Origin of the sequence: Salinisphaera sp. T5B8 (genome assembly GCF_040361255.1) — a bacterium.
GTDB lineage: Bacteria > Pseudomonadota > Gammaproteobacteria > Nevskiales > Salinisphaeraceae > Salinisphaera.
Genome location: NZ_APNG01000028.1, coordinates 23,164 through 39,590, shown reverse-complemented (window position 1 = coordinate 39,590; position 16,427 = coordinate 23,164). Strand labels below are relative to the sequence as shown.

General features: G+C 62.8%; 16 protein-coding genes. 6 read left to right on the top strand and 10 right to left on the bottom strand.

The genetic code is table 11. The annotated features are described in order from the left end of the window. A partial coding sequence (locus T5B8_RS18320; protein WP_353180786.1) for a hypothetical protein occupies positions 1-191 on the top strand: 191 nt, incomplete at its 5' end. Positions 192-234: 43 nt separating this feature from the next. Here the strand turns inward: T5B8_RS18320 and T5B8_RS18315 are convergent. Further along, positions 235-426, bottom strand: coding sequence for a hypothetical protein (locus tag T5B8_RS18315; protein WP_006911973.1), 192 nt, complete (start codon positions 424-426; stop codon positions 235-237). Positions 427-641: 215 nt separating this feature from the next. Further along, positions 642-2,291, bottom strand: coding sequence for an acetolactate synthase large subunit (locus T5B8_RS18310; RefSeq protein WP_006911972.1), 1,650 nt, complete (start codon positions 2,289-2,291; stop codon positions 642-644). A 272-nt stretch (positions 2,292-2,563) separates the two neighbouring features. Here T5B8_RS18310 and T5B8_RS18305 point away from each other — a divergent pair, with 272 nt between their 5' ends. The 3 genes from T5B8_RS18305 to T5B8_RS18295 all read left to right on the top strand — a co-directional run bounded on the left by T5B8_RS18305 (position 2,564) and on the right by T5B8_RS18295 (position 6,538). Beyond that, entirely contained in the window at positions 2,564-2,764 is a 201-nt protein-coding gene (locus T5B8_RS18305; RefSeq protein ID WP_006911971.1) for a heavy-metal-associated domain-containing protein, read from the top strand. A gap of 54 nt (positions 2,765-2,818) precedes the next feature. Then, the gene (locus T5B8_RS18300; RefSeq protein ID WP_353162075.1) at positions 2,819-5,353 is read left to right on the top strand and encodes a heavy metal translocating P-type ATPase; all 2,535 of its coding nucleotides are present in this window, start codon (positions 2,819-2,821) and stop codon (positions 5,351-5,353) included. 111 nt (positions 5,354-5,464) lie between these two features. Continuing rightward, a complete protein-coding gene (locus tag T5B8_RS18295) occupies positions 5,465-6,538 on the top strand; it encodes an AI-2E family transporter (protein WP_353162072.1) in 1,074 nt (357 codons plus the stop codon). Between the two features lie 47 nt (positions 6,539-6,585). Here T5B8_RS18295 and nhaA read toward each other — a convergent pair whose 3' ends face one another. Beyond that, complete coding sequence (gene nhaA / locus T5B8_RS18290) at positions 6,586-7,782, bottom strand: Na+/H+ antiporter NhaA (protein ID WP_006911969.1); 1,197 nt, start codon at positions 7,780-7,782, stop codon at positions 6,586-6,588. A 139-nt stretch (positions 7,783-7,921) separates the two neighbouring features. Here nhaA and T5B8_RS18285 point away from each other — a divergent pair, with 139 nt between their 5' ends. Together T5B8_RS18285 and T5B8_RS18280 are read left to right on the top strand one after the other, a co-directional pair. Then, positions 7,922-8,881: an IS1595 family transposase gene (locus T5B8_RS18285; RefSeq protein ID WP_353180785.1), complete on the top strand. Its 960-nt coding sequence runs from the start codon at positions 7,922-7,924 to the stop codon at positions 8,879-8,881. A gap of 82 nt (positions 8,882-8,963) precedes the next feature. Next, positions 8,964-9,320, top strand: coding sequence for a hypothetical protein (locus tag T5B8_RS18280; protein WP_353180784.1), 357 nt, complete (start codon positions 8,964-8,966; stop codon positions 9,318-9,320). A 1,222-nt stretch (positions 9,321-10,542) separates the two neighbouring features. On the opposite strand, the gene T5B8_RS18275 is transcribed toward T5B8_RS18280, so the two are convergent. From T5B8_RS18275 to T5B8_RS18245, 7 genes are all read right to left on the bottom strand, one after another. Further along, on the bottom strand, positions 10,543-11,424 hold the full coding sequence (locus T5B8_RS18275) for a DMT family transporter (RefSeq protein WP_006911967.1): 882 nt from the start codon (positions 11,422-11,424) through the stop codon (positions 10,543-10,545). Positions 11,425-11,615: 191 nt separating this feature from the next. After that, positions 11,616-12,689 (bottom strand): phospholipase D-like domain-containing protein, encoded by a 1,074-nt coding sequence (locus T5B8_RS18270; RefSeq protein ID WP_006911966.1) that lies wholly within the window; start codon positions 12,687-12,689, stop codon positions 11,616-11,618. 92 nt (positions 12,690-12,781) lie between these two features. Further along, the gene (locus tag T5B8_RS18265) at positions 12,782-12,979 is read right to left on the bottom strand and encodes a YHS domain-containing protein (protein WP_006911965.1); all 198 of its coding nucleotides are present in this window, start codon (positions 12,977-12,979) and stop codon (positions 12,782-12,784) included. Positions 12,980-13,095: 116 nt separating this feature from the next. Next, a complete protein-coding gene (locus tag T5B8_RS18260; protein ID WP_006911964.1) occupies positions 13,096-13,272 on the bottom strand; it encodes a hypothetical protein in 177 nt (58 codons plus the stop codon). Between the two features lie 43 nt (positions 13,273-13,315). Next, positions 13,316-14,968, bottom strand: a complete 1,653-nt coding sequence (locus T5B8_RS18255) for a BCCT family transporter (protein WP_353180783.1) — start codon at positions 14,966-14,968, stop codon at positions 13,316-13,318. A gap of 89 nt (positions 14,969-15,057) precedes the next feature. After that, complete coding sequence (locus T5B8_RS18250) at positions 15,058-15,339, bottom strand: DUF5676 family membrane protein (protein ID WP_353180782.1); 282 nt, start codon at positions 15,337-15,339, stop codon at positions 15,058-15,060. A 286-nt stretch (positions 15,340-15,625) separates the two neighbouring features. Next, positions 15,626-16,348, bottom strand: a complete 723-nt coding sequence (locus T5B8_RS18245) for a TVP38/TMEM64 family protein (RefSeq protein WP_353180781.1) — start codon at positions 16,346-16,348, stop codon at positions 15,626-15,628. Positions 16,349-16,427: the final 79 nt, after the last annotated feature.

Genomic DNA, 16,427 nt, shown 5'->3' with positions numbered 1-16,427 from the left:
CGCCAGCGTTAGGATCGCGAATTTACAGAAAGGGTGTTGCTTATTCGATCGACGCGATGCGCCATCGAATGCGCACGCAAGCCGGCCGCGATCGAACCGACATTCGGGATCATCAAAATCGCCGCGATCATCAGCAGTCAGGATGTCTGCTCGTAGCGAAACAGTTGCCGCAGCTTGATCATGAATCTTGAGCCTCTTTTGTACGCAAATTTGTGTGTTGCTGAGGCTGCGCGTTCAAGTCGGGGCGCGTGCCAGCAGGTAACACCGGAGCACGATCATGTGCGCGGTGCCGAATACGACGAGGCCGAAGAGGCTGGCGCCAAAACGCATCGTCCCGGCGACTTCCCAGCTTGTATCGAGGGCCGGCGCGCCGACCGCCAGCGCAACCACGCCGATGAGTAATTGCAGCCCGGTGGCCATCAGCACGTCGGCGCGGCCGGAAATGCGCGTGCATTTAAATCCGGAGCGGGAATACGGCGAGTCGCAGAAAGACCGCCAGGACCGGCCACAAGCGTAGCGGATTCGGCCATTTCCGCGACGACCGTCTTTCTTATGGATAAGCCCGAACGCGGATTGTTGTCTGTCATACAGGCGGCAGACGTACCCGGTTCGTGGTTTGGCTCGATCGATGATAAATAAACCTATCGGCCGGGGAAGACAGCGAGCTGTCTCGACAGCTTGAGGTTCTCGCGGTAGTCAATCGGGATCACGACCAGCGATGGGCCGGGGTGATCCAGCGCCTTATCCAGCGCGTCGCGCAAATCGCGCGCGTTGGGCACATACTGGCCCTGCCAGCCGAACGATTCGGCAAGCTGCAGCCAGTCGGGATTGCCGAATTCGAGATCGGTATGGCTGCCGAAGTGTTCGTCCTGTTTCCAGGAAATCAGGCCGTAGCCGCCGTCTTCCCATACGAGCATAGTGATGTTGGCATCGAGCCGGCGCGCGGTTTCCATTTCCTGAACGTTCATCAAAAAGTCCCCATCGCCGACGACGCCGAGAACACGATGCTCGCCTGAAACCAGGCTGGCGCCGATGGCGCCGGGCAACGGCATGCCCATGGAGCAGAAACCGTTGGGAATCAGGCAGGTGTTCGGCTCGTTGCAATGGTAATGACGGCCGACCCACATCTTGTGCGCGCCCACACCACACAACAGGATGTCGTGCGGTCCGAGCACCTGGCGGACGTCCCAGACGGCTTTCTGCGGGCGGATGACGCCTTCGGTGTCGTCGTCGGCGTGTTCTTCGATGTCCGCACGCATGCGGGCGTGCGCCTCGCGCTGCACGGTGAAATCGTAGTCGGGCACGCCGTCGCGCGCGAAGCGCCGATCGAGCTGCCATAGGGCGTGGGCGATATCGCCAACCAGTTCCGCCGCCGGATGGTATTCGTAGTCGATCTCGGCCGGGTCGAAATCGATATGCACGATGGTTTCGGTCGCGTCCGGGTTCCAAAGCTGGGGTGGATACTCGACCAGATCGTAGCCGACCGTAATAACCACGTCAGCGGCGCGCACGGCATCGGCGACATGATCCCATTGGCCCAGGCCGATGGTGTAGAGCGCGTGGTCGGCTTCGTAGTCGACCGCGCCTTTTCCCATAAAGGTTGTTGTTACGGGAATGCCGGTACGTTCGGCCAGCTTGCGCAACTGGTTCGAGGCGCGCTTTCGGATCGCCCCGTTGCCGGCAATGATGATCGGTGAGCGCGCTTTGCGGATGATGTTGTAGGCCGCATCGCTGATTTCGTCGTCCGGGCCGGGGCGGCGAAAGCGCCGCGGTTCCATGGGCGTGGCCGATGTCGGCATCTTTGCAATGTTTTCGGCCAGCTCGATGTGCACGGCACCGGGTTTCTCGCCGCGCGCGGTGCGCACGGCCTTGCGCACGATTTCGGGAATACTGTCTGCGTGGTGCACCTGCTGCGCCCATTTGGTCACCGGCTTGTACATCTGCACCACGTTCATGATTTGGTGGCTTTCCTTGTGCTGGCGCGTGGTCGCGCCCTGGCCGGTGATGACCAGCAGTGGCGCGTGATCCATATTGGCGTCGGCCACGCCGGTGATCAGGTTGGTCGCCCCCGGGCCCAGCGTGCCCAGACAGACCGCGGGGTTGCCCGTGAGCTTGCCGTAAGCCTCGGCCATGAAAGCTGCGCCCTGCTCGTGCCGGGTGAGGATGAAGCGGATGCGTTCGGAGTGTTGTAGCGACTGAACGAAGTCGGCGTTCTCCTCGCCGGTTACGCCGAAGATATATTCGATGCCTTCGTTTTCCAGGCACTGCACGAACAAATCGGATGCTTTCATTGAGGGTCTCATCGGGATTGAATCGAGCGGCGGCGGGTGAAAGACCTGCCGTCGGAACACTCGCGCTACGATAGCAGCCATGCATCATGGCGGTAAGCTGATCGTGCACGACGCGGGGCCGGATAAAAGAGCGCGAGTAAAGAGCGCCGGGTTGACTCCGTACCCAGGTACCGGGTGTAGCATTCGTACTAGCGATTGGTTAGTGCGACGAGGTCAATGGCCGCGCCGGTCGCGCCGACCATACAAACACTATGAGCCGATAGGAGAACACGATGCTGCAACTGAAAGTCACGGGCATGAGCTGCGGGCACTGCGAGAAGGCGGTCGAGACGGTCGTCGCCGACGTACCCGGCGTGGAGCGGGTGGTCAGCGTGAGCCGCGCCGACGAGCAGGTCGTCGTCGACGGCAATCCCGAGCCGAGCGCGGTGGCCGACGCGATCCGTCGCGAGGGCTACGAAGCGCAGGTGGTCTGACGCACCGACGTCGTCCGTGATACGCACCACAGGCATTACGAGAGACATGACGCCATGAGCGAGGAACTGGTTTTCACCGTCGACGGCATGAGTTGCGGCGCCTGCGTGAGCCGCGTCGAGCGCGCGCTCGGCAAGCAGGACGGCGTCAGCGACGCTCGGGTGAATCTGACGACCGGCAAGGTCCGGGTCACCCTCGATGGCGATCAGGCTGACGTCGATGCGATCCTGAATGCCGTGAACGACATCGGCTACGAGCCGGGTGTCGCCGAAGCCGAGATCGGCATCGGCGGCATGAGCTGCGGTGCCTGCGTAAGCCGCGTAGAGCGGGCGTTGCGGCGCGCGACCGGGGTGGTCTCGGCCAGCGTCAATCTGCCGATGGAAAAGGCGGTCGTGCGCTATCTGCCGGAGACCGTTACCCCGGCCCAACTCGGCGAGGCCATCCGCGCGGCCGGCTACGAGCCGCGTCTGCCCTCGAGCGACAGCGAGGCACAGGACGACAGCGAGGATCGCGAAGGCCGTTCGATGCAGCGCCGCGTGTGGTTTGCGGCCGCGCTTACCCTGCCACTGGTCGTGGTCGGCATGGGCAAGATGCTGCCGGGCATCGGTGATTTCATGCTCGGCGTGCTGCCCGAACGCGGCTGGATTCTGATCGAGTGGCTGCTGGTCACGCCGGTACTGTTCTACGCCGGGCGCTCGTTCTACACCCAGGGCTGGGCCGAGATGCGCCACTTAAGCCCCGGCATGAACAGCCTGGTGATGATCGGCGCCTCGGCCGCCTACTTCTACTCGCTGCTCGCGCTGGCCGTGCCCTGGATCTTCCCGGAGGGCACGGCGCACAGCTATTTCGAGGCGGCCGGGGTGATCGTCACGCTGATCCTGGTTGGGCGCTACATGGAGCACATCGCCAAGGGCCGCACCTCGCAGGCGATCAAGAAGCTCGTCAGCCTCCAGGCCCGGACCGCGCGCGTATCCCGCGACGGCGGCGTTGAAGAGATCGCGGTCGAGGCCGTCGTGCCCGGCGACACCGTCATCGTGCGCCCCGGCGAGCGCCTGCCGGTGGACGGCGAGGTGATCGAGGGCGACTCCTACGTCGACGAGTCCATGATTTCCGGCGAGCCGGTGCCGGTGCACAAGCAGGCAGGCGACGAGGTCATCGGCGCGACCGTGAACAACAACGGCTCGCTGACCTTCCGCGCAACGCGCATCGGCGCCGATACCGTGATCGCGCAGATCATCCGCACGGTCGAGCAGGCCCAGGCCGACAAGCCGCCCGTCCAGATGGTGGCCGACAAGGTGGCCGGTGTATTCGTGCCGATCGTCATCGCGATCGCGATGGTCACCTTCGGCGTGTGGCTCGCCGTCGGCCCAACCCCGGCCCTGTCGTTCGCCTTCGTGGCCGCCGTCAGCACGCTGCTGATTGCCTGCCCCTGCGCAATGGGCCTGGCAACGCCCACCGCCGTGATGGTCGCCACGGGCAAGGGCGCCGAGATGGGCGTGCTGTTTCGCCGCGGCGCCGCGCTGGAGGGTTTGGCCCGCGTGCACTCGGTCGTGTTCGACAAGACGGGCACGCTGACTGAGGGTCGCCCTGAGCTCACCGACTTTGAACTCGCCCAGGACAGCGACAACCAGGGCAGCGACAACGACGCCCTGCGTCTGGTCGCCGCCGTCGAGGCCCGCAGCGAGCATCCGATCGGCGACGCCGTCGCCCGGGCCGCCCACGAACGTGGTCTCGATGTGCCTGCCGCCGAGCAATTCCAGGCGATCAACGGCCTCGGCGTCGAGGCACAGGTCGAGGGCCGCTCCGTCCACGTCGGCTCCGCGCGCTACATGCAGCAGCTCGGTGTCGATCCGGCCCCGCTGGCCGGCTCGGCGCAGCGCTTTGCCGACGCGGCCCGGACCCCGATCTACGCGGCCGTCGACGGCCGGCTGCTGGCCGTGATGGCCGTGGCCGATCCGATCAAGACGAGCAGCGCACAGATCGTGCAGGCTCTACACGACCAGGGCCTGGAGGTCGCCATGCTCACCGGCGACAATGAAACAACGGCGCGCGCGATCGCCAAGCAGATCGGCATGGATCGCGTCATGGCCGAGGTCATGCCGGAGCAGAAGGCCCGCGAGGTCGAGCGCATTCAGCAGCGCTCGGGCAAGGTCGCCTTCGTCGGCGACGGCATCAACGATGCGCCCGCGCTGGCGCAGGCGGATGTCGGCATCGCGATCGGCACCGGCACGGATATCGCGATCGAGTCCGGCGATGTGGTGCTGATGCGCGACGATTTGCGCGAGATCGTCAACGCGATCGATCTCGCGCGCCTCACGCGGCGCACGATCCACCTCAATTTCGTCTGGGCCTACGGCTACAACGTGTTGCTGATCCCGGTCGCCGCCGGCGTGCTGTACCCGTTGACCGGCTGGCTGCTCAACCCGATGGCAGCCGCGGGCGCGATGAGCCTGTCCAGCGTGTTCGTGTTGACCAACTCGCTGCGCCTGCGCCGCCACCGGGCGCCGCTGGCGCGCGCAGCCAATACCGCAGCGCAGCGCCGCGATCATGCCGATGCGCCCGCCGTCGAGGATTTCAAACGCGCGGCCTGACGTCTGGCCGCCGACGCCGCTGCTAATCGGTGCGGGCCGGCTATGCCGCGGGGCGGGCTTGTCGCCGATGGATAATCGTTCGTCTGCCCCGCGATATGCGACGATAACGGCATGATTGACGCCGCTTCAAACGCGAATCGTGGTCGCCAGGCGATAATCACCCTGTTGACGATCATTACCGTCATTCTTGTGGGCTGGACGCTCAAGATGACTTACGTGGTCACCATGCCGTTGACGCTGGCGTTTTTCGTCGCCCTGGTCTTGCGGCCACTGCAGCGACGCCTGAATACCTGGCTGCCCAAGCCGCTGCATTGGCTCAGCATTGTCGTTTGCATGGTCAGCTTTCTCGCGATACTCGGCGTGCTCGTGGCCAGTGTATGGCTGAGCCTGAGCATGATTCTGGCAAAGGCGCCGACCTATGCCGAGTCCGCGCGGCAACTCTGGGAGCAACTGCAGGCGCTGGCCGAGCCCCATGCCATGCATATGCGCAGGCTTGCCGAGCCCATGCGTGATCTGACCGGGCAGGCGCTGGGCTGGGTGACCTCGGGCATCGGCTATTTATGGCTGCTAATAGCTATGCTGTTCCTGGTCTTTTTCCTGGTTCTGCTGATGCTGATCGAGGCCGGCGAATGGCGGGACAAGATGTCTGTCGGTCTTGGCGAGGCGCGCTCGCGAGCCATCATGGCAACGGTTTATACTGCTTCGGAAAAGGTGCGCCGTTTTCTCGTGGTCAAGACGCTGGTCAGTGCGCTGACGGGAGCCAGCAGCGGCCTCTGGCTGTGGCTGCTCGGGGTGGATTTCGCGCTGCTGTGGGGCCTCCTGATTTTTCTGCTCAACTATATTCCCTATATCGGCTCGACGATCGCGGTATTCGCAGCAGCCATCATTGCCCTGCTGCAGTTCGGCCCAGGCTATGCACTGATGGCGATTTCCGGCCTGGTTGTCATCCAGCAGTTATTGGGCAATGTCGTGGATCCGCGTATGGCCGGACGCAGCCTGGCTATTTCGCCGATCGTGGTGCTGGTTTCCATCGTGTTCTGGGGCTGGGTCTGGGGCCTCGTCGGCACCCTGATCGGGGTGTTGCTTACTGCGACTCTGGTCATCGTGTTCGAGCATATTCCGGCGCTGCGCCCGGTGGCTATTTTGCTCAGTCGTCGCGCATCGGATGTGTCGCCGCCGGGTTGAGCGGTCGCGCCCGCGAAGCGCACGTCCGTGCGCCGGGACGTGCGAACCTACGTCCGGCTGCCCGAAGCGGCTTGCGCCGCCGGCGCCGGTGCGCGAGTGCTTACTCCAATAACGCTCAAGCCGAAGACGCCCGCCAGCAACGAGGCCACCAGGATCGCCAGCTTGGCTGAAGTCACCAGCACCGGATCGCTGAAGGCCAGCGTGGCCACGAACAGGCTCATGGTGAAGCCGATGCCCGCGAGCACGGCGGCGCCGTAGATCTGTGCCCAGGTCACGCCTTTCGGCAACTGACCCAGGCCGACGACAACGGCGGCCCAGCAGGCGACTAGAATGCCCAACTGCTTGCCCAGGAACAGGCCGGCAATGATCCCGAGCGAAACAGAATCGAGCAGTTGGGCCGCCGAAGCGGCATCAATGACGATGCCGGCATTGAAGAAGGCGAACAGCGGCACCACCACCAGCGTACTCCAGGGGTGCAGCCGCCGCTCGGTCCGCTTTAGCGGCGATGCCACGTCGCGTCGGGGAATACGCAGCGGCACCGCCGCGGCAATGAGCACACCGGCAAGTGCGGCCTCGACGCCGGCCTTGAGCAGCGCCACCCACAGAATCAGGCCGGGAATGACGTAGGCTGCCTCGCGGGTGATGCCCATGCGGTTGACCACGATCAGACCCGCCACGGCCAGTGCGGCGACCAGCAGTGGCGTTAGCGCGAGCGCATCGCCGTAGAACACGGCGATCACCAGCACCGCGCCAATATCGTCAAATATGGCCAGTGCCGTGAGGAAAATCTTCAGCCCGGCTGGCACCCGCGAGCCCAACAGCGAAAGCAGGCTGACGGCCAGTACGATATCGGTCGCGGTGGGAATCGCCCAGCCCCGCAGGGCGGCCGCGTCGTCCCAGTTGAACCCGGCATAAATCAGCGCCGGCGCGAGCATCCCGCCCACGGCCGCGATAGCGGGCAGGGCGGCGTAGCGCAGGCTGGCCAGATCGCCTTCCAGGAGTTCGCGCTTGATCTCCAGGCCGACGATCAGAAAGAAAATAACCATCAACCCCTGGTTGACCCATTCCGCCAATGCGTCTTCCACAATCAGCGCCCCGAAGCGCAAATGCACCTCGGTGTCGTGGATCAGTTCATACAGCGGCGCCAGCGGTGAATTGGCCGCGCCCAGCCCGATCGCAATAGCTGCGATCATCAGCACTCCCGCTGTCTGCTCGTAGCGAAGCAGTTGTTGCAACTTGTTCATGAATCTTGAGTCGCTAGGTAGTGCACAGGGGCACTGATGAAGCGTAATAGTGGTCTTGATTATGTACCAAGTTCAGCCGGGTCATGATCTGACCCAGTGACTTCGGATAATAAGGCCATGACCCAAGAGACAGTTTGTCATGGCAATCAATCGCGTACAGATGCAGCCCGGGCTTTCACTGGGCGAGTTCATGCAGTCCTATGGCACCGAAGCTCAATGCGAAGCCGCATTGGCCGCCTCGCGCTGGCCCGACGGATTTGCCTGCCCCGCATGTCGCTGTCGTTTGTACACCACATTTGAGCGGGCCGGTCGCGGTTACTGGCAGTGTCGACGCTGTCATCATCAGACGACAGTCATCGCCGGTACGATCTTTGATTCAACCAAGCTGGCTTTGACGGTGTGGTTCCTGGCCATGCATTTGCTCACCCAAGCCAAGAACAACGTCTCGGCGTTGGAGCTCAGACGCCAGTTGGGCGTGAGTTGGCGTACGGCCTGGCGCATCAAGCATAAGCTCATGCAGGTCATGGCCGACCGTGAGTCCAAGCGCCAGTTGTCGGGCCGGGTCGAGATCGATGACGCCTATCTCGGCGGCGAGCGGGCGGGCGAACCCGGCAAACGAGGCCGAGGCTCACCGAACAAGATCCCGTTTGTCATGGCGGTATCCACGACTGCGGATCGCAAGCCGCATCAGGTCGTGATCCGCTGCATGCCCTTTCAATCGGAGGCGGTGCGCGATTGGGCGAACGCATCATTATCGGCCGATACACACGCTGTTTCCGACGGCTTGCCGGCTTTTCGCGTGCTACGCGCCGAGATCCAGAGTCATCTGACCATCGTGACCGGCTCGGGACGTGCGTCGGCCCAACATCCTGAATTCAAACGGGTGAACATCATGCTGGGCAATCTCAAGAACGCACTGGCCGGCACCTATCACGCCTTCAAGTTCGCCAAGTATGCGGCTCGGTATCTCGCTGACTTCCAGTACCGATTCAATCGACGCTATAACCTGCGCTCGATACTCCCGCGATTGCTGCGAGCGGCGGCAACAACACGACCGTGGACCGAGCAGCAGCTGACCACTGCTGAGCTTGGTACATAATCAAGATAGTGGTAGTATTCGCAATGTGCTATGGAATTATATAAAGCACAACGATAAATATATCATTGAAAAGGTAATTAATATGAAAACTGCAAGTTCAAGACTCGGCCTTGCCGTTGCACTGAGTCTGGCCGGTTCGTCGGCAGCGCTGGCTGGAACTGAGCCAGTTGCGCCTGAGAACACGACGGCCAGGAACATGATGGTAGCCCAGGCTGAAGCCGTCGACGATCTGCAAAAATATGAGTCCATGTATCAAAATGAAATGATGGACGCAGAAACCATGCAAATGCTGGACGTGAACGCGGATGGCATTATTTCGAGAGAGGAGTTCATGCATGTGCACGAAGCTATTTTTGATATGGCCGATAAGAATAAAGATGAAAAGCTAGAAGAAGACGAGATGGGCAAGGGCAGTTTGCCGGAGATGAAGACAGGCTAATCGATTACACGAGAGAGGCGTTGTTTTGTTTGTGCCGTTGTCGGAACTTATGACGAGCGCAGATATCAAAACTTATAAGATGCGTGTCATAGCTACTTTAATATTGCTCGTCGTTGCGATAGCGGCACAAGCCGTCACGCCCGTGGCGTCACATAGCGATGATTTCGCATCGGCCATTGACTCTAATGCGACCCAGCAGGGGTCGTCGGCTAAAACAAGTTCTGCGAGCGCCGCGTCTGATCACGGTCACGAGGGCGGCGACACATCGCGAGAGCACTGCCACACTGGCGGGCACTGCTCGCCAAGCGCGCTCGATACCGATCCGTTGCTGTATCATGCACAATACTCGCCGGTTACGCGCACAGCGGGTCACATCAGCAGCGAGGCCGAGCCGGGCTTCGCTTCGCCTCCCTATCGCCCTCCGTCTCCTGTCTAGCCCGCCGTAGCGGTGCATGGCATGCACCCGCTTATCGATATTCTCGGTCGAGATCGATAAGCACGCCGGCGCGACCTCGACTACTTAATCGGCGATTTCGCACGCTTGGATCAGCATCCCAGGCGAGACGAATTTCCCCGACGGAACAATGATCGTCTGTTTTTCAATTAACAGACGTCTGATCAGTAGTACAGGAGACTAGACATGTATTATCCAAAGAAAACACAGGCCATTATTTCATCCTTCTGTCTCGGCGCCATCGCGCTTGGGGGGGCAACCATCGCCTCTGCCCAGGTTGGCAGCCTTGACCGATATCACAACCATGGGGCGTTGAACAACGCTGACGTACAGTTCGTGGCAACCGAGAACTCGGTTAGACGAATCCAGAGTCCCGAATCGTGGCGCACGTCCACCGGTAAAGCGACTGCAAGTCGGCTCGGAGGCAACATTAATGGGCCGTCGACACCTGGTGAAACCGAAGGCGTAAGAGGAGGCGAAGACTATGACGTGGCCCCAGACCGGCCCGAAAAGCGTACTAGTTCTGCCGATCAATCCGAACTCGATGAATCTAGAGGTGATCCGGGAACAAAATCTAACCAGGGGACGTCGGAGAGCGTTCAAGACCACTCCGATCCTCGATCCCATATCCACGCGGGCCCGCATAACCGGTGAGTGAATAGCACAAGGGCCTTGAGTCTTTGAGTAATAGCGGGGCGGCATAGGCCGCCCCGCTTGGTTGTGTGGAGCTCTATTCATGTGATTGGGAGGTGACATTTACAGTGTGCCTTACCGGGCCGGCGGCGGCTTGGTTGCCACTAATTGAATGGCCAGTATCGTCACTCCAATACCGATCGCCTGAATCCAGCCAAGCCGTTCGTCGAAGAACAGGCCGCCCAGCAGCAAACCGAAGACCGGCGTCAGGAAGGTGAAGGTATTCAGCCGGTTGAGCGGGGCTCGTGCCAGCAGGTAATACCACAGCCCGGTCATCAGCGCGGTGCCGAACACCACAAGGCCGACGAGACTGGCGACAAACCGGGGGGTCCAGGCGATGCCCCAGCTTTCGCCGACGGCTTGGGCGCCGACTGCCAGCGCCACCGCACCGATGAGCAACTGCAGCCCGGTAACCATCAGCACGTCGGCGCGGCCAGCCAGCGCCTTGAGCAGAACAATGCCCACCGCAGTGCCTACAGCGCCGAGGATGATCCATAGGAAAGCCTGTATGTCCGCCACGTGGTTCGGGCCCAATAGGCTGGGCGCCGACATCACCACTACGCCGACAAACCCGAGTAACAGACCGATCCCGATGCGTACGGTTAGACGCTCGGACAGGAAGATAGCGGCCAGCACGGCGGCAATCAGGGGCTGGGTATTCGCTACGACCGTGGCCAACCCCGGCGGGATATTGCCTCCACCCAGGAACATGCCCCCAAAGCCAAGGCCGGTAAAGGCCAGGCCGGCGGCCCCGATCAGCCCCAGATTAGCGAAGCCACTGGGCCAGGCTCGCCCGAGCCCGACGGCCAGGACAAGAACGAGTCCGCCCGACAGCGCTGCGCGCATGGCGGCGAAGACCAGAGGCGCGGCGGCGCCCAGCCCGACCTGGATAAGCGGGAAGCAAATGGCCCAGAGAAAGGTAACCAGCACCATGAGCAAGACATCGCGGATTGCCATGTCTCAGACCCACGGGCTTGGCTGACGCGCATGCGGCACTCGCGCATACACGCTGCGCGCATCGACGCACCAGGACGTGCGGAGGCAATCGTTGTCGCACCACTCACGCCGCACTAAGCGGTGCCTGTAGCGCAATATCGGCCCTACCGCGGCGGGGCGGGGATTGCAGGCCGGCACACACCAATCGCAAGTCATAGCCATCTCCGGGCTGCCCAGGCCAGGGGCGCCAGCATACGGGCCGTCATCCGCTGCCTTGGCCATGTGGTACTGAATTCCACGGCGCTGGCCAGATCCGTCTCGAACTGCTTCGTCAACGTCGATGCGAGCTTGCGGTTGCGCGCACACAGGTTAAGTTCGTGATTAACAAACAGGCTACGATAGTCAAGATTCGCGGTACCCACGCTGGCCCAGTCGCCGTCGACCGTCACCGTTTTGGCGTGGAGCAGGCGTGCGTGATAGCCAAATACGCGCACGCCGCGACATTGAAGACGCGCATAGATACGCCGCGCGATCCAGCGTATCGGGGCCACGTCACTTTTCCGGGGGACCAGCAAACGGACCGAGACCCCGCGCTCGGCCGCCTGTCCGAGCGCTCGCTGGGTCCATCCGTCGGGTACGAAGTAGGGGGTGGTCACTTCGATATGGTGCTGCGCCGAGGCGAACATCGCGGCGAAGATACAGCGCAGGCGGTGCGCGCAGTCGGCGGTTTTGTTCGGCAGCACCACGGCGCTGGGTGAGTCCGTTTCCGGCGCCGCCTGCCAGTGGCAACGTTGCCATAGGGCCTCGAATGCGGCCTGCGCCTGCTTGGCCTGATTCCCGGCCATGGCGACATGGGTATCCCGCCAGCGCCGTTCGCCGTAATACCGGCGCGAGTTTTCCCGATGGATATTGAAGCCGCCGAGAAATGCCTGCCGTTGATCCACGACCAGCAGCTTGCGGTGATTGCGCTGGTTGTAGCGCAACGGCTGCGACCAGTGCCAGCGGTGGTACCAGCGTAACGTCACGTCGTTGTCGCGCAAAAAGCGATCGAGCTTGCGGGAGGCCCAGAACAGCGAGCCGGCCGCATCCAGATGCACACGCACATCGATGCCCGCACGCGCACGCTCGGCAAGGACGTCGGCGAGCGCCCGGCCCACCTCATCGTCGGCAAAGATATAGCTTTCCAGCGCGATCTCGCGTTTGGCACCGTTGATGGCTGCATGCATGGCAGCATAGAGTTCGTCACCCTCGGTGAACAGGCGGAATGCGTCATCCCCCGGCCACAAGATTGGCTCACAGCGATCACGGCGTACCCGCGCTAATAGCCGCCTTGCGGCAGTCTTGCGCGGAGCGTTGGCCTCGTAACTCGACTGAGAGGTCACCGGGTCTTTATTCCGTGTTGGCGATGACGCGGCAGGTATTGCACGGGGTTGAACTCGAACGCCTCACGGCAGGCGCTCGAGCAGAAATAATAGGCTTTGCCTTGGTATGCGAATTCTTCCACCGCAGCCGTGTAGCTGACTTTCATACCGCAAACGGGGTCCGTTTGGGCGCGCTCGTTTGTTTGTCGTTTCATGACGATCTCCTTTTCAAGTGAATCCTCTGTTCCCGCGATTGCTGTGTATGGGCGCTGTTGAACCTGCTGATTGGACGATTAGTGCCGATGAGTAGATGTCTCGTGTTTCCAGGTCGTTATCCCAAGTCGTTTTCCTGCCGGTTGCGCGAGGCTTGCGCGAACTGGTGCCACTGACCCCCAGCGGGGGCTGAACATCGGCTCTGGCGTTGATAGTCGCGGTAGGCTTCGCCGAACCGGGCCAGCATCTGCTGTTCCTCGCAGTGGGCCAGCCAGAGATAGACCAGCACGATCACCGGGAATAGGCCTACCGAGAACAGCGTCGGCCAGTGACCTCGATCACCGTGTGGTGGTTTGTGCGCTCGGCGAGTCGCATGATTGCTTTTTAGTCGGGCCGGGCGGGTTCGTGGGCAAGCCGGTCCAGGGTTCGCAATGTTCGCGCGTCAGCGTGCCGGATCGCGGTGCCTGCGGCTCGCTGCGCAGTCCCCGCGCCAGCGCGACCATCACCACGAGCAACAGCAGCCCGACCGGCAGGCCCGCCACGATCGCCGCGGTCTGCAGCGCCGCCAGTCCGCCGGCCAGCAGCAGTACCCCGGCCAGCGCGCCGAGGGTCAGGCCCCAGACCGCCCGTAGCGGCAGGGGCGGCTCGCTGGCACCGTCGGAGAGGATGGTCGAGATCACCAGCGTGCCGGAGTCGCAGGAGGTGATGAAGAATGTCGCGACCAGCAGAACCAGCAACGCGGAGACCAGGGGGGCGAAGCCGCCGGGGGCGATCAATTCCACCGTGCGGTAGAGTGGCTGCGTCATATCGTTGCGTAACGGCCCGAGCAGGTTCGCGCCCTCGAAGAGCTCCAGGTACAGGGCGGTGCCGCCGGTAATGGCCAGCCAGGCGAAGGTGAGCAGCACCGGCACCAGCAGCACGCCCATCACGAATTCCCGCAGTGTGCGCCCGCGCGAGATGCGGGCGATGAACATGCCCACGAACGGCGACCAGGCGATCCACCAGCCCCAGTAGAACAGGGTCCACTCCTCCTGCCAGCCGCTGTGTTGCTGCGCGTCGGTCCAGGTGCTGAGTTCCGGTAGCGTCTGCAGATAGGCGCCGGTGGTCTCGACCAGCAGGTTGAGTACGTGCAGCGTGGGCCCGAACGCCAGGAAGAACAGCAGGATTACGCCGCTGAGCAGAAGATTGAAATTACTGACCAGGCGCACCCCGCGGCGCACACCGGAAATGGCGGAGCCCATGGCGATCAGCGTGATGATCGCCAGTATCCACAGTTCGCGCGTGACGCCCGCCTCGGCGCCGATAAGATAGGTCAGCCCACCTTCGATCTGCTGCACCCCCAGGCCCAGCGAGGTGGCGATGCCGAAGGCCGCGCCGAACACCGTAGCGATGTCCACGATCTGCCCGAGCGGGCCGTCGGCGTGGCGGCCGAAGACCTCGTGGAGCATGGCGCGCGGCACCAGTGGCCGGCCGCGCCGGAAAGCGAAATACGCCAGCCCCAGCGCCATCAGCGCGTAAACGCCCCAGGCGCTCAGCCCCCAGTGGAAGAAGGTCAGGCGCATGGCGGCCGAGGCCGCCGCGGGGGTTTGGCCCTCGGCGACGAACGGATTGGACGCGTAATGGCTGAGCGGCTCGGCGATGCTCCAGAAAATCAGCCCGATACCCATGCCGGCCGCGAACAGCATCGAAAACCAGGAGGCATAGGTGAATTCCGGCGCCTCGTCGTCGTTGCCCAGACGCACGTTGCGATAGCGCCCGAAACCCAGCCATAGCACGAAGGCCAGCACGAAACCGACGATGGCCACGAAGTACCAGCGAAAGGTCAGTAGCACCTGGTTCTGGACACGATCGAACACGGCCGCGGACTGATCCGGCCAGACCGCGCCGATGCCCACGAAGACCAGAATCAGCAGCAGCGACACGGCGGTGGTCGTGCGGTTGATGCGCACGGGCTCCTCCGCGCTTGTCTCGGAGCCGGACGACTCAGTCATGATGTGTTCCGTATTCAGTGGATTTTGTATGGGCGGCTCAAAACGATGGCCGGGGCGGCGCAGCCGCCCCGGCCATCGGCTCCAGCGGTTCAGGCGGCGCTGCTGTTGAACCAGCGATACAGCGGTACGAACAGGATCGCCAGATACCAGCCGTACAGATAGACCTCGATCAGGCCGATGACGAAGCCGGAGAAGCTAAACAATTCGAAGCCCGGCAGCAGGGGCGCCCACGCCTGATACATCTGCATGGACTCGGGCGCGATCAGGCCAAAGCCCACGCACAGCAAGTAGCTGATCAGAAGCAGCAGCGACAGGCTGTTGCCCAGCGGGCCGATCCGCAGCCGATTCGTGGTCTGTGTTGCATTGGTCATGGTCAACTTCCTCTTGTGCAAGTGTCGTTATGAAAACCGGTGATTCAGCTCCACCGCTTCCAACCTAGCGAAATCGTCAAATAACGGGATGTGTTCATGTCGATTGGTAGGGCGGTGGGCTCTGTCGTCGGCGGTTTTCGACATGTTCCGGGATAACCAGACACCTCCATGCAGGAACAGTGCGTCACCGGAGATGACAGACGACCCCCAAGGCAGGTCGCCCACAGCTACACGGGTCGGGCGGTGTTCAACGGCTGATAGCGGGAGGAACATTTGCACCGTGGACTTATCTTTTGTTGCAGCCTGGCCGGGATCCAAACCAATGCCTGGTGGCGGTGCGAAATCGTAACGGCAGCGCCCGCCAGACCAGTGGCAGTAGGGTGACCAGACCCAGCGCCAGCACCGTCAGGACGGCGCCGTGCAGATCGCCGGTAGCCAGCTCGTCGCCGAAGTGCGCCAGCACGAAGCTGGCCGGCAGGATGCCCAGCAATGTCGCGACCGCAAAGCGCCAGAGCGCGAGCGGCGTGAGCCCGGCCGCATAGCTGATGACGTCGAAGGAGATAAATGGCAGCAGCCGGGTGGCGAAGACGACCGCCATAAGCGTGTTCTGTGAGGTGATGAAGCGATTGAGCAGGCCGGTCGAGTCCACGCGCTCGCCCAGCCGGGCGCGCAGCGCCTCGTAGCCGACCAGACGGGCGATGCCGAAGGCGATCAGCGCCCCCGTCTCGGCGCCGACGGCGACATAGAGCGTGCCCCAGCCATGGCCGTAGGCGGCGCCGGCGGCGAGCGCGATCGGCGCGCTCGGGATCGGGCTCATGACGATGGCCATCGTCATCAGGCTGACGATCAGGGCCGGGCCGGCCGGGCCCAGCGCGATCACCAGCCGTTCGAGGGCCTCGCCGTCCAGCGCCTGCGCCAGCAGCCCCGTTTGCCACAGCACCAGGGCCGCGACGGCAAAAGCGCCGAACAGGCTAACGCCCGCTACGATTTGCCAACGCCGCTGACTCATAGCGAGCCCGGCATGAAGGCGGCCAGCAAAGCGGGTAGAGCCGCGAGCACGTGTTTATCCATGCCCTACGTCAAAGCGT

What these genes read in the sequence shown, in the direction of transcription:
- T5B8_RS18310 (WP_006911972.1), bottom strand. Translation starts at nt 2,291, where the DNA reads ATGAAAGCATCCGATTTGTTCGTGCAGTGCCTGGAAAACGAAGGCATC.
- T5B8_RS18305 (WP_006911971.1), top strand. Translation starts at nt 2,564, where the DNA reads ATGCTGCAACTGAAAGTCACGGGCATGAGCTGCGGGCACTGCGAGAAG.
- T5B8_RS18300 (WP_353162075.1), top strand. Translation starts at nt 2,819, where the DNA reads ATGAGCGAGGAACTGGTTTTCACCGTCGACGGCATGAGTTGCGGCGCC.
- T5B8_RS18295 (WP_353162072.1), top strand. Translation starts at nt 5,465, where the DNA reads ATGATTGACGCCGCTTCAAACGCGAATCGTGGTCGCCAGGCGATAATC.
- nhaA (WP_006911969.1), bottom strand. Translation starts at nt 7,782, where the DNA reads ATGAACAAGTTGCAACAACTGCTTCGCTACGAGCAGACAGCGGGAGTG.
- T5B8_RS18285 (WP_353180785.1), top strand. Translation starts at nt 7,922, where the DNA reads ATGGCAATCAATCGCGTACAGATGCAGCCCGGGCTTTCACTGGGCGAG.
- T5B8_RS18280 (WP_353180784.1), top strand. Translation starts at nt 8,964, where the DNA reads ATGAAAACTGCAAGTTCAAGACTCGGCCTTGCCGTTGCACTGAGTCTG.
- T5B8_RS18275 (WP_006911967.1), bottom strand. Translation starts at nt 11,424, where the DNA reads ATGGCAATCCGCGATGTCTTGCTCATGGTGCTGGTTACCTTTCTCTGG.
- T5B8_RS18265 (WP_006911965.1), bottom strand. Translation starts at nt 12,979, where the DNA reads ATGAAACGACAAACAAACGAGCGCGCCCAAACGGACCCCGTTTGCGGT.
- T5B8_RS18255 (WP_353180783.1), bottom strand. Translation starts at nt 14,968, where the DNA reads ATGACTGAGTCGTCCGGCTCCGAGACAAGCGCGGAGGAGCCCGTGCGC.
- T5B8_RS18250 (WP_353180782.1), bottom strand. Translation starts at nt 15,339, where the DNA reads ATGACCAATGCAACACAGACCACGAATCGGCTGCGGATCGGCCCGCTG.
- T5B8_RS18245 (WP_353180781.1), bottom strand. Translation starts at nt 16,348, where the DNA reads ATGAGTCAGCGGCGTTGGCAAATCGTAGCGGGCGTTAGCCTGTTCGGC.